This window comes from Clostridium sp. KNHs214 (assembly GCF_000744935.1).
Taxonomy (GTDB): Bacteria; Bacillota; Clostridia; order Clostridiales; family Clostridiaceae; genus Haloimpatiens.
In genome coordinates this window covers 1,181,852-1,195,048 of the sequence record NZ_JQMW01000009.1, presented here as the reverse complement: position 1 = coordinate 1,195,048, position 13,197 = coordinate 1,181,852, and the positions used below count along the sequence as shown (strand labels likewise).

Here is a 13,197-nt window from a genome sequence, read left to right as displayed (position 1 = left end):
GTTAGGGAAGTGGAGGTAAAAATAATTGTTTAAGGAACATGATTATGTAATTTGGGGAGACTATTGTAGCTGCGGCAGTGAGTGCTATATATTGCAAAATAAGTTTCATCCTTGGGATGAAGTGGATTTTAGCATAAAGATTCAGTGTAAGAATTGTGGTAAAACAATAGAGGTAGATAAAAATAAAGCTGAAAAATTTTATAATAAAAAAATCTTTTCATATTTTGAAGACGTTAAAGGAACAGTTATAGATTTAGGATGTGGTGGAGGACTATTAAGTAAGCTTTTACTTAATAATGAAAAGGTTACAAAAATATATGCTATTGACAATGATATGGGATGTAAGAAATATATAGATGAATTAAATGGTGGAGATAAAATAACGTTTTTACATATGGATATTAGTGGACTAGGCGAATATTTTAAAGAAGGACAAGTAGATTATATAGTAAGCAGAGATGTTTTCATGTTTATCTGTGATACAGAAAAGTACTTTAATGATATAAATAAAATTGTATCAAAAGGAATTAAACAAATGGGATGGTATATTTCTGATAATAAAAGAATGAAAAATAAGTTGTTTCCTGAACAGATAGTAAAAGAGCTTACAGCGAAAAATTGGCAGGTAGATTTAGAATGCTTAGAATGGTATAAAAGCGGATATTTTATAAGAGGGTTTAAAAAATTATAAGGTATGCGAGAAGCAATGCTTACTGTCAATGCAAAAAATGAGAATTTAAAAAAAGTACTGTGACAACCTGTTATGAATACTATTTAAAAAAGCTGCCTTACACCATAAAGAACATAAATTATAATAGGTGTTTTAAAATTGGAGGAAAAATAAATGAATAAGAAAATAAATTTATATTTTTTTGGAGATCCAGGGATATATGATGAATACAATCCCGCATATGTATGTAATAGAAATTTCGCTTCTGAAATTTTGTATTTAATCGCGTACAATGAGCCTTTTTCAATATCTAAGAGCGAAATAATTAAAGAATTAAAAATTCATAGCGATGAATTTAATGAAATAATTGGGAGTCTAGATAAAATAAATGCTATAGATATAAAAGGTGATAAGTATAAAATAAATTTTCCAGTATTTTTAGAAAATGACATGCCTTTATTAGATAAGTATTTTATGAATATAGGTGAAGTTATTGGAAATGAAATTATTGAAAGTAGTGGGCTAATTTATGAAAAAATATCTAAATTAACAAGCTATAGTAATTTTAGTAAAGAAAGATTACTATATCACATAATTTGCGATGATATCTTTGATGGAACTGCTTTTGAATTTTTTACAGAAAAAGATATTTTTCGCGCATCTAAAATGCAACCTGGAAATAGGGATTATATTATTGTTGGTTATGAAGATTCTATGGCTACAGAGGAACATAGTAACGGTATATTATGTAGTAGTAATAATTATGGAAGTAAAAGTTTTGTTTTTAATAGTTTTGGAGATTCAGAAGGTACCAGAAAGGATATGTTTAGATTTTTTAGAAGAGTACAAAAGATACTTGAAAGTGCCACACCCTTTAAAGATTTGAATCTAGCTTATATAAGAATTATTGATGATAACAATAAAGAAATTGCAGAGAAATGCGGTGAGTTAGTATGGAAAAGTTTTAAAGGCGAAATAAATTATAATGAATTATCTCATATAGAAATAAATTTGGTGAATTTCCTCAGTGAACTTGGTTATTTGATTGTTAATGAGCAAAACAGTTCAATATCCTGTAATGTTCCTATATTTGAAAGTCAGGATAGAAAAGTTATCAATGATGTATCAGATATTATTCTTAAAAAAATAGGTGGTTTAGTTAAAGAAACATTTGAGAGGTTTGAAGAAGATGCCAAAGGTTTAACCCCAATAAAACATAAAGTCAGTATAAAGGAAATAGCCATTGAATTATGGCATCAAGTCTTTGGATTTACCAATGAATATTTAGTTAAAAAAGGATTTGTAGAGTTACCAGAGTACAGAGATGGAGAAGGGAGATACTTAAGAAGTTTTTCTACTGAGATTTAAATATGAGCCGATGAGTTGACTCTAACCTAACAGGGGGGGTTAAAGTTATCTTTAGGAGGTGGTAAATCTTGAAAATCAGTGAGTTTGCTAGTAAAGCAGGAGTAACTGTAAAAACATTGCTTCATTATGATAAAATTGGATTGTTAAAACCGTCCCAAAAATTAGATTCAGGATATAGAATTTATAATGAAGAAGATTTCTTAAGACTACAACAGATAATTACTTTAAAATTCATAGGCTTATCTTTAAATGAAATAAAAGAAATTTTAAGCGAAAAAGAAGAAAACTTAGAAAAGATAATTAGCATTCAAAAAAAGGCCTTGGAAGAAAAGAAAAGGCACATAGAAGAGGTTATAACTGTTTTTAATAAGGCCGAAAATCAAATAAGGAAAGAAGGATTTTTGGGGACGCAAGAACTTATTGATATTATCAAGATAACTAATATGGAAGTAAAAGTAAAAGAACAGTATATAACAGATGAAAAACTTAATTTAAGATTCAATCTTCACAGTTACAATACAAATAAGACGGGTTGGGATAGATGGTTCTTTAATGAGATAAGTCTTCCAAGTAGGGGAAAGGTATTAGAATTAGGCTGTGGAACAGGCAACTTGTGGTATAAGAATAGACATAATATAAATTCTAATTTAGATATTACTCTATCTGATTTTTCAAAAGGAATGCTTAAAAATACAAAAGAAAAACTACATGAAGTAAATCATAATTTTATATATAGGCAGATTGATGCACAAGATATTCCTTATGAAGATGAAAGCTTTGATGTGATAATAGCAAGACATATGTTATATCTGGTTCCAGATATAGATAAGGCATTATCAGAAATAAAAAGGGTTTTGAAAAAGGATGGTACTTGCTATATAAGTACTAATTCTTGTGAAGCTATGAAAGAGTTAAATGAACTTGTAGAAAAATTTGATCCTAAACTAGGACTTCATGATAATGGCATGTGTTATAGATTTGATTTGGAAAATGGAAAGCCTTTATTAAAGAAATATTTTAGACGAATTAATATGAAAATTTTACAAGGAAAAATTATAGTAGATAGAGCTGAACCAGTTGTTCAGTATAAAGCTTCTACTATAAAGGGTAGCTCTTTACTTGTAGGTAATACAAAGCGAGAATTTAAAAAATATATAGAGGATTATATTAAGAGTAATGGAAGTATTTCAATAACTACAAAAGCTGGAATATTTAAAGTAAAGAAATAATTAATATTAAAAAATATAAGGTACATTCAAATAAATAACAGGTCAAATATACTAGCATACTGACTTGTTATTTATTTGAATGTGTCCAAAGTTCAATTTCTGATATAATAACAAATATTAATGACTAATTTGTGAGTTTATAATTATTATTGTTATATTATGCTATAAATGCCAAAATATATAGGGAATGTTTATATATAGGGGAGATGGAAAGTTGAATATTTTAGCAATTACATTTAGTTCTAGAAAAAACGGAAATTGTACAAGATGTGCACAATATTGTTTAGATAAATTTAAAATAGTTGGACATACTGTTGAACTTATAAATATATTTGATTTTAACATTCAAGGCTGTGGATTGTGCAATTATGATTGTTTTTATGGTAATGGCTGCTTGATAAAAGATGATACATTAAAAGTATATGAAAAATGCTTTAATGCAGATAAAATAATTTTTGCGATACCTACCTATTGTGGTAATTTGTCCTCAGCATATTTTAAATTTTGGGAAAGAACTCAAGGAGTCTTTAAGGATAATCATAAGTATGAAAAGGACTTTCTTAGTAAAATTAATTTTATTATAATAGGAAATCTTACATCTGGTGGTGATATGGCAGCTCACGAAGGACTATATAGTTTTGTAAATCGCAATTTTTATCCTGAGACAATAATATTATCTTCAAGAGAATATAATAAAAAATCTATAAATGGAGATTTAGTGGATTCCTTGGAAGTGGTGCATAAATTGGACAATTTTGCTCAACGGATATTGAAAAATTAAGAAATCAGTAAAATCGTAATATAAATTCATAAATACAAATTAATGATTACCCATTAAAATCATATCTTAATGTATCTCTTTTGTTATGATTTTACGAGTTAAGGACAAAATATAAATTAAAAGAAGGTAAGGAATAGAAGGAAAAAATGTAAATTGATAGAATGATTACGACATAGTGTATTTTCAAATTAAATGAACATTTTTATGATTTTATAATAATATAATATTGAATGGGAGTTATAATTATGAAAGAAAGGACCAGAGTAATTATTCAAGTAATTGGTTTTTCATTAATTCCTTCTATATTACAATTTTTAGCAACGTCTGATAGCTGCTTAGATGATTTACAGAAAAGTAACATTATAGGGTCAAGTGTTAATATAGTATTAATGAAAAATGTTCTTCTTATATTAAGTATAATTCTATCTGCTATATTGCTTAGCATTAATTTAGCTTATGAAAAGATAGAAAATATAAAAGTTAGAAAACAAAGAGATTTGCTTATTAAATCAAATAAAGATATTTTTATAAAGGCTTTATGTTCTCAGTTGGAGTTAGATTATTTAGATATGAATATAAGGATTTTTGTACCATATAATGATAGATGTTATATTATAAAATCATTTTTTGCAAAATTGTTTAAAACAGATATTAAAAAGATATTTGTTTTAAAGAATATTGAATATTTGTCAGAATCAAATGATATGAATGACTTGAAATTTGAAGTATACCCTAATGCTCAAGGGTTAGTAGGTCAATGCTATAAAAATAAATCTATTATCTATGATGAGAATTTAAAGCATAAAAGTAAAACTAATTATAATTTGACACAGTATCAAAAGAATAAAATTTGTGATTTAGAATTTTCCCTATGTTCACCTATATTTAACTCTAATGATGATATTATTGCTATTGTGGAATTTGATAGCAATGAAAAAATTCCTATAACAAAAGCAAATAAAGATGTATGGAAAATTTTCGTAACAAATTATTGTCAATTTATATATGATTATATTCCTGACTTGTTTAAATAAAGGAGTAGTTGAAATGAAAGTATTGGTAAAAAGAGCAAATAAAAGGATTAGTTCACAATCAAGAAAGAATTATATGGCGTGCTTAGGTAATATAGCTTTTCGTTTAGCACCTGTCCATAAAAATACCCAAATGTATAAAGTTGATGAGAAACTTATTGATGAAAAGGTTGCTTGTTCAAAATAGTATATTTTAGTAGTTAAATAATTAGTTTTAAAAAGCTAGTTTAGGTGTAAATAACCTTTACTAGCTTTTTTAGATTAATAAGCATTCTTTCTTGTCTGACACAAAATATACCAGCATCTTTGACTTGTTATTTATTTTCATGTACCTAAGTGGATTTTAGAAAAGGAAACTAAATAAAATAACTAAATAGACACTGTCATTGTATTTAATGGCAGTGTTTTATTTTGTCATGAATAAATTTATTTTGAAACATTTCGACAAATAATTTTAAAATGTTTCAAAAAATGATATAGTAGATATAAATAATAATTTTTAAAGCATATAAAAGCATTCAAATTTAGCATTTAAATTTGTAATAAAAAATTTTCATATATTCGGAGGGTTAAATGATATGGATATAAGATATAATTCTCCATCAGTAGAGGAATATATTTCTTTGAGGCTAAGAACTGGAATGGGAATTAAGGATTTATCAAAAACAGATATTGCTTTAAAAAACTTATTGTTTATTGTTTCTTTATGGGATGAGTGTAAATTAATTGGTTTTGGAAGAATTGTTGGTGATAAAGGCATAACTTATATTATTTCAGATGTTATGGTAGATCCAGATTACCAACGCAATGGTTTGGGAAAAGTAATTATGGGAGAAATCGATTCTTACTTAGATAAACATACAGATGAACATGCATATGTATGTTTGATCGCTAATAAACCTGCAGATAAACTATATTATCAATTTGGTTTTGATTACGTATCTCCAAATTCGTGTGGCATGAAAAGAAGGCAAAATGGAAAGTAGTATAAATAGAAAGGAAGTGAATATTTAGTGGATTGTGTATTTAAAATACACTGTTTCACTAAAAGTATATGAGAGATTTTGTTATTGTTACTGATTCCTGTTGTGATTTACCAGAAGAATATATAAAGAATAATAATATACCATATGTGCCATTAACCTATAGATTTAAAGGAAGGGAATACCTAGATGATTTTGGTGCAAGTCTAAATTACAAAGAATTTTATCAGGGAATGAAAAGTGGTGAAATTCCTCAAACTTCACAGGCAAATCCAGATGCTTTTTATAAAGTTTTTGAAGAGATATTAAGGGAAGGTAAAGATATAATATATGTGGGTGTATCTTCAGGACTTAGTGGCACCCACAATAGTTCTAATATAGCAAAGGAAATGTTAGAGGATGAATATAAGGATGCTAAAATTGCTATTATAGATGTGTTAACCGCATCTTTAGGGCAAGGTCTTATGGTTATAAAAGCTATGGAGATGAGGAAAAAAGGAGATAGCTTTGAAAAAATTGTTAACTATTTAGAAGAGAATAAAATGAATTTAAATACTTACATAACTGTTAATGATTTAAACCATTTAAAAAGAGGGGGTAGAATTTCTTCAGCAGCAGCACTCTTTGGCACTGTGCTTCATATTAAACCTGTGCTTACATTAAATAATGAAGGAAGGGTTATTCCGGTTATAAAGGTAAAGGGAAGAAAAAATGCCATTGGGAAACTAGCGGAGTTTGTTCACAATAAGCTGGAAAATTCAGAAGAACAGATTATAACTATTTGTCATGGTGATGCTCAGTCTGAAGCTGAAAGGCTAAAGGAACTTATTTTAAAAGAATTTAAAGTTAAAGAAGTTATTATAAATCACATAGGACCAGTAGTTGGTACCTTTGGTGGACCAGGAGCTCTCGCAGTATTTTTCATAGGAAAACATAGACAAAATCATGTTATTGATATAGATATATAGCATAAAAAATTATGTATAAATAAGATTTAATTTAAAGCTAGATGAATCTTCTAATTTTTATTGGTAATAAGTTATCTTCTTAATAAAGTTCTTCAGAAGATAAAAAATATTTGATACTTATTAAATGAGAAAGCAAATGGAGTATAGTTAATATAAATCCACTTGCTTTTTATGCTATAAGTTCTATTTATTTTCTAAAGACTTTTTAAGTTCAAAAATTCTTTTGTTAAGTAGTGGATGAAGTGCATAAGGAGCTATTTCATTTAGGGGTTCTAATACAAACATCCTATCCTGCATTAAAGGATGAGGAATTATAATTTCTTCTCTTGAACAAATTAAGTTGTCATATAATAAAATGTCTAAATCAATAGTTCTAGGTCCCCATTTTATTACACGCTCTCTTTTTAATTCCCTTTCAATGCTTAGTAGGACTTTCATAAGCTTTTCTGGTGTAAGAAGGGTTTCCACAGAAATAGCACAGTTTAAAAAGTCATCCTGTTCTAGATATCCATAAGGCTTGGTAGTGTAAAAATTTGAAGTTTTAATTACTTTTGTAAAAGGAGAATTATTTATCATATTTATAGCATCATTTAAATTCTTATTTTTATCTCCCATATTTGAACCAAGACCAATATAGGATATATGCTTACATCTATCCACTTCTACTGCAACATATTTAATAGGCTTTCCTATAGGAGCCCAGGGTTTTTTTATTTTTAATTTGATTCTATGAATAGTAGAATATTTTAAAAGAATATGCCCAGTCACTTCTTCGGCGGCCTTTTCTATTAAATTGAAAGTATTCTTTTTTAATATATCCTCAATTTCATTGCACAAAAGTCCATAATTTATAGTTTGGTTTAAATCATCATTTAAACCAGCTTCTTGTAAATTTAAAGATATTTCCGCTGAAATTAGAAATTTTTGACCTAGTTTTTTTTCTTCTGGATATACCCCATGATTAGAGAATACTTCTAAATCTTCAATATAAATTTTGTCCATATTATCACCACTTCTAAAATATTATTTACTGCATTTAATAATTGCATCTGTCATAATAGCTGCTCTTGAGTTTTCTTTAACATCATGAACTCTTATAAAACTACAACCCTTCATTATACCTATAACTGTTGTTGCAATGGTTCCTTCAACTCTTTCATTTACGGGTAAATCTAACACTAAACCTATAGTGGATTTTCTTGAGGTTCCTAAAAGTATAGGGTAGCCGAGAGTCTGCAGTTTTTCAAGTTCATTCATGATTTGTAGATTGTGTTCTGGAGTTTTGGCAAAACCGAAACCAGGGTCTAATATTATATTTTCTTTCTTAACACCTGCATTTAAAGCTATATTTACACTTTCTCTTAGATCATTTAAGACATCTTCAATAAAGTTATTGTAGTTTTTGTTATTTCTATTATGCATTAAGCAACAAGCTACATTGTATTTGGCAGCTACCTTAGCCATATTTTTATCTTCTTTAAATCCCCAAACGTCATTTATAAGAGAAGCACCTGCTTTAATAGCAAGTTCAGCTACTTTGCTTTTATATGTATCTATAGATATAGGTATATCTATTTCCTTAGATAGTGCCTCAATTATAGGAATTACTCTATGAATTTCTTCTTCTTCGCTTACAGGAGTGTGGTTTGGCCTTGTAGACTCTCCACCTATGTCTATAATGTGAGCGCCATCTTTTATCATTTCTTTAGCGTGTTTAATAGCTTTTTCCACATTATTAAAATTGCCACCATCAGAGAAAGAATCAGGAGTTACATTTAATATACCCATTATATAAGTTTGTTTTCCTAATTCAAAAATTTTATTTCCTATTTCCATAAATTCTACCCCCAGTAATTAAGCTATTTTTCAATATTAGCTTAATAGATTTTTAAAATTATATAAATTAATTTTAATATTTTATATTTAAATTTTTCTTTTCATCTGACCAATTACATTGTTTTTGTGCAGAACACTTGAAGCACGCTCTAGATAATTTATCACTTCTATAAAGAAGTTCACTTAAGGAATTCTTTTCATTTTCTTTATTTCTATGATTTTTAATAGCTTCTAAAATTTCTTCTATCTCTTTTTCATTAAAATAACAGTGTTTTAAAATTTCTTGTGATAAATTTGCAGAAGCAATTTCATGTGGTATATTAGATTCGTATTGTTGCCATCTTCCGATATCATGGAGCAAACCACAGGCATAAATTATTTCTTTATCAAAAGAAAATTTATTTTCAAGGTTAATTATGTACATAATGCGAGAGACATCCATAAAATGCTGCATATCATGATGACACAACTCTCTATTTATTTCTAATTCATTAATCTTGTCTATATATTCTATGTATTTTCCATTATTTATAATTTTATTTATTCTATTCATAATTCATATACCTTCTACAGACTAATCATATTTAAAACTTGTTGTTGCAGAAAAGAGTCATCTTTAAAAATTCCTCTAGTAACCAAGGTAGTTGTTTTAGAACCCCATTTTTTAACGCCTCTCATGCTCATGCATAAATGTTCAGCTTCTATTACTACCATAGAACCCTTACAATTCAAATGTTCCATTAAAGAATCTGCTATTTGGGATGTCAATCTTTCTTGAAGCTGAGGTCTTTTAGCGAAAACTTCAACTGTTCTAGCAAGCTTGCTAAGTCCTACTACTTTGCCATCTGGAATATAGGCTATATGAGCCTTACCAAAGAAGGGAAGAAAATGGTGTTCACACATGGAATAGAATTGGATATCTTTTTCTATAACAATATCGTCATTTTTTACTTTAAATACTTTGCTTAAATGTTTTTCAGGTGTCTCTATAAGGCCAGAGAATATTTCACTGTACATTCTAGCTATTCTATCAGGTGTTTCTATAAGTCCTTCTCTATTAGGATCTTCACCTATAGCTTCAATTATCATACTGATTGCATTTCTTATTTTCTCTTGATCCATCATTTTGAATCTCCTTCCATAAATGGTATATATTAAATTAAAATTTAAGAAATAAATCCAAAATTCAAATTATTTCAATTTATTCTATCATATTATATAACGTTTCACATTTTAATACTAGGGTTATTATCTCTATTAACAGGGCAAACGCATCTTTATATTGTATTTCTTTCAATATAAAGATGCGTTTTTATAAAATATGTAAAATAAATGAGCTACTATAAATAAAGTGAATATTGAAAAAAACTATTCATAGACTTTCCCTGGTGGCATTTTAATATTCTTTATTCTTTACCTCGTAGAGGGTCGAAAATAACTTTTTCTAGATATTTTTTATCTAATGCACATTTAACTTTTTTTATATTTAAACTTTTCTTTAAAGTTTTTTCTTGTCTAAGTAGATTTAAGGCTAAATGTCGTAAGACAGCCAAATTTTTAGCTGAATTATCTTTTCTAGCTCTACATTTATCTTCATTAAAAGATACGTCTAAAACCCAATGGAGCTTATTTTCTATACCCCAATGTTGCCTAACTGCATTTGAGAATAACTCTATAGACTCTAAACTTGTTATATAGTAGCTTGGCTCAAAAGTTTCTTTATCTCCTACAATTCGTTTTCTTTCAACCATACCTATAGATTGAATGTTTCTCCAGTCTTCTTTATTATCTAGCCATGAAATTTCATTAACTAAAAAATATTTTCGTGTTTCAATTCTCCCATGATCTTTATCATGAGTAGTAAGGGTTTGTACTTTTATATCTGTATTTTTATCTCTCAATATAGAGTCAAAAAATAATTCAACATTGTCATGAAGAGTTTTCTGATTTTCTTTTAATGCCAACACATAGTCAGCCTCTTTTTCTATAATAACTTCTGCTATTTTCTTTTGAGTTCCCATAGCATCAATTATAACAATAGTATCTTTTAATTCTAATAGTTCAATTAATTTAGGAATTGCTGTGATTTCATTTGATTTACCATCTGTTTTGATTTGCCCTAAAACTACCTGATTCTGATTTACCCAAGCACTAACCATATGAATTGATTTTTGATTTGAACTATTACAAGATGATCCTCTCACTGCTTTACCATCTATAGATACTACTTCTCCATTTACTAATTCAGCTAAATTCTTCATTAATTCATTAAAACATTTTTGAAATTGTTTAGGATTTATTTGGGAAAATACCCTATTGAATGTATCATGTGAAGGAATTCCATTAGGTAACTCAAAATATTGCTTTAGCCACTCTTCACTTGACTCTCCAAATTCTTCAATTTCATTATAAGATTCCATTCCACTGGTTACAGCACATAGTGCTATACCAATTATATCTATAAATTTATGTCTCTTGTTATCGCCTCGTGGGTCTTCCACCTCATTAAATGCATCAAATATTATACTTTCAATATCAAACATGTTTGGTTTAATAATAATCTTCCTTTCTATCTTTTGTACAATTTAAATTATAAGCATTATTTCACCAAAATAAAAGGGCTAGAGCAAAAAAAATCATATGCGTTTGCCCTGTCTCTATTAAATGTATATTAGCTAGAAAACTTAATTCTAAATGTATTATTTTTATTGAATTCATTTAAAAACAATGATATACTTAATTATATAATTTTGGAAAGGGGTGGCTTGAATGTTTAATATATATAGTATTTTTAATTATAAAAATTATATATATGCTACTCCAAATAGGCATTATAATAGTTGATAAAAAGTAATATTATACAGTATTAGTAATGCGCCATGATTATAAAATTGTATTTTGATGGGAATTCCATGCCTTGAAGTAGCAAAATTTTGTTACCTCAAGGCATTTTAATTTTATTCTGTAATTGGTTAATGTAATATGCTCATAATTTTAGGCACATTCAAATAAATAACAAGTCAGTATGCTAGTCTATTTTGCGTCATACTGCGTCAGCAGAACCCACCGATAGTTCTTTCTACTAGCGGCGGAACTTGTTTCCTTGTCTGACACAAAATATACCAGCATCTTTGACTTGTTATTTATTTTCATGTACCTTATGAAATTTGTACATAAAGGTAGCTATGAGGAGAGATAATAATGAATTTTACTGTTTAATAATATGGAGGGGATAATATGGAAAAGAATTGGATTACAAGAGAAACAGAAAATTATATTTTTCACTACAATAAGGAGTCGGTTGCAGAGAGGAATATAGAAAATATAATTAATACCCAAGAAAGCTGTAATAAATATATTACTAAAGTTTTAGGTATAAAATTGGATAAAAAAATAAATTATTTTTTATGTGCTTCAAGAGAAGAGGTAGGGGAATTATATGGAGATAATGACCCTTGCAATGGTTTCGCTAGAATGCCTAATGAAATTTATGCTGTTTATAATGAAAATATTAAGTGCATAGGGTGTCATGAGGATGCACATATAATATCATATACAATAGCAAGACCAAAGCAAGCTTTTATCAGAGAGGGATTAGCCATGTATTTTGATAAAATGTGGTGGGGTATATGGAATGAAGCTTGGGTAAAGTACTATATAGATAATAATAAACTTCCAGATATTTGCCACATGATGGACGATAATAATTTTTTTGAGTATTCCTGTGAATTTACATATCCTCTGGCAGGGGCATTTATTCAGTATTTAATAAACACCTATGGAATAGAAAGATTTAAAAAACTTTATAAGAACTTAGAAGAAGATGCTTTTGGACCTTTTAATAAATTTTACGGTATAAATTTAGGGGATATTGAAAAAGAATTTATAGATTATATAAGTCATATGAAAATTAATGAAAAAGTCATAGAGGCAATAGAAAAAGAGCTTATGTAGTGAGATACGCTGGATACAAAAGGGAGAAGATAAGGTATGAGTAATAATATTAAATTAAGTAAAGAGAAAAGGGAGAAAATGATTTCTTCAATTAAAGAATATTTCTTTAATGAAAGAGATGAGGAACTGGGGGATCTAGCAGCAGGATTAATTTTAGATTTTTTTATAGAAGAACTATCAATGGAGTTTTATAATCAAGGGGTTTACGATTCGTATAAATATATGAATGATAGAATTGATGATTTACTGGAGATTCAAAAATATTAAAATATAATGCATATGGTACAGGGGGGGAATTGCGATTTATTTGTTTGGCATTCCCTATTCTTTAAATTTACCTATGTGGTTTAGAAATATTAAGTTTATATTGGAAATAA

Annotated in this window: 15 protein-coding genes; 10 read left to right on the top strand and 5 right to left on the bottom strand. The window is 27.9% G+C overall.

The annotated features are described in order from the left end of the window. The first annotated feature begins 25 nt into the window (after window positions 1–25). The 8 genes from CC89_RS08200 (at window position 26) to CC89_RS08170 (ending at window position 7,030) form a co-directional block, all read left to right on the top strand. On the top strand, window positions 26–691 hold the full coding sequence (locus tag CC89_RS08200; RefSeq protein ID WP_035290994.1) for a methyltransferase domain-containing protein: 666 nt from the start codon (window positions 26–28) through the stop codon (window positions 689–691). A gap of 153 nt (window positions 692–844) precedes the next feature. Continuing rightward, window positions 845–2,038: a hypothetical protein gene (locus tag CC89_RS08195; protein WP_035290992.1), complete on the top strand. Its 1,194-nt coding sequence runs from the start codon at window positions 845–847 to the stop codon at window positions 2,036–2,038. A 68-nt stretch (window positions 2,039–2,106) separates the two neighbouring features. After that, window positions 2,107–3,267: a MerR family transcriptional regulator gene (locus CC89_RS08190; protein WP_035290990.1), complete on the top strand. Its 1,161-nt coding sequence runs from the start codon at window positions 2,107–2,109 to the stop codon at window positions 3,265–3,267. 214 nt (window positions 3,268–3,481) lie between these two features. Beyond that, on the top strand, window positions 3,482–4,048 hold the full coding sequence (locus CC89_RS08185; protein WP_035290988.1) for a flavodoxin family protein: 567 nt from the start codon (window positions 3,482–3,484) through the stop codon (window positions 4,046–4,048). Window positions 4,049–4,293: 245 nt separating this feature from the next. Beyond that, entirely contained in the window at window positions 4,294–5,082 is a 789-nt protein-coding gene (locus tag CC89_RS08180) for a hypothetical protein (protein ID WP_035290986.1), read from the top strand. Window positions 5,083–5,095: 13 nt separating this feature from the next. Beyond that, window positions 5,096–5,266 carry a hypothetical protein gene (locus CC89_RS20480; protein WP_180964054.1) on the top strand — a complete coding sequence of 57 codons (171 nt, stop codon included), beginning with the start codon at window positions 5,096–5,098 and terminating at the stop codon, window positions 5,264–5,266. A 391-nt stretch (window positions 5,267–5,657) separates the two neighbouring features. After that, complete coding sequence (locus CC89_RS08175; RefSeq protein WP_035290984.1) at window positions 5,658–6,065, top strand: GNAT family N-acetyltransferase; 408 nt, start codon at window positions 5,658–5,660, stop codon at window positions 6,063–6,065. A gap of 68 nt (window positions 6,066–6,133) precedes the next feature. Continuing rightward, window positions 6,134–7,030: a DegV family protein gene (locus CC89_RS08170; protein ID WP_035290982.1), complete on the top strand. Its 897-nt coding sequence runs from the start codon at window positions 6,134–6,136 to the stop codon at window positions 7,028–7,030. Window positions 7,031–7,213: 183 nt separating this feature from the next. On the opposite strand, the gene folK is transcribed toward CC89_RS08170, so the two are convergent. From folK to CC89_RS08145, 5 genes are all read right to left on the bottom strand, one after another. Next, window positions 7,214–8,032, bottom strand: coding sequence for a 2-amino-4-hydroxy-6-hydroxymethyldihydropteridine diphosphokinase (folK, locus tag CC89_RS08165; protein WP_035290980.1), 819 nt, complete (start codon window positions 8,030–8,032; stop codon window positions 7,214–7,216). A gap of 21 nt (window positions 8,033–8,053) precedes the next feature. After that, window positions 8,054–8,866 carry a dihydropteroate synthase gene (gene folP / locus CC89_RS08160; RefSeq protein ID WP_035290978.1) on the bottom strand — a complete coding sequence of 271 codons (813 nt, stop codon included), beginning with the start codon at window positions 8,864–8,866 and terminating at the stop codon, window positions 8,054–8,056. Window positions 8,867–8,939: 73 nt separating this feature from the next. Further along, a complete protein-coding gene (locus tag CC89_RS08155) occupies window positions 8,940–9,419 on the bottom strand; it encodes an HD domain-containing protein (RefSeq protein ID WP_035290976.1) in 480 nt (159 codons plus the stop codon). Window positions 9,420–9,433: 14 nt separating this feature from the next. After that, window positions 9,434–9,988, bottom strand: coding sequence for a GTP cyclohydrolase I FolE (gene folE / locus CC89_RS08150; protein WP_035291314.1), 555 nt, complete (start codon window positions 9,986–9,988; stop codon window positions 9,434–9,436). 284 nt (window positions 9,989–10,272) lie between these two features. Next, entirely contained in the window at window positions 10,273–11,409 is a 1,137-nt protein-coding gene (locus CC89_RS08145) for an ISAs1 family transposase (RefSeq protein ID WP_035290975.1), read from the bottom strand. A gap of 694 nt (window positions 11,410–12,103) precedes the next feature. On the opposite strand from CC89_RS08145, the gene CC89_RS08140 reads away from it, so the two are divergent. Further along, window positions 12,104–12,820 (top strand): gluzincin family metallopeptidase, encoded by a 717-nt coding sequence (locus tag CC89_RS08140; RefSeq protein WP_035290974.1) that lies wholly within the window; start codon window positions 12,104–12,106, stop codon window positions 12,818–12,820. A gap of 36 nt (window positions 12,821–12,856) precedes the next feature. Further along, complete coding sequence (locus CC89_RS08135; RefSeq protein WP_035290973.1) at window positions 12,857–13,087, top strand: DUF2164 domain-containing protein; 231 nt, start codon at window positions 12,857–12,859, stop codon at window positions 13,085–13,087. Window positions 13,088–13,197 lie beyond the last annotated feature (110 nt).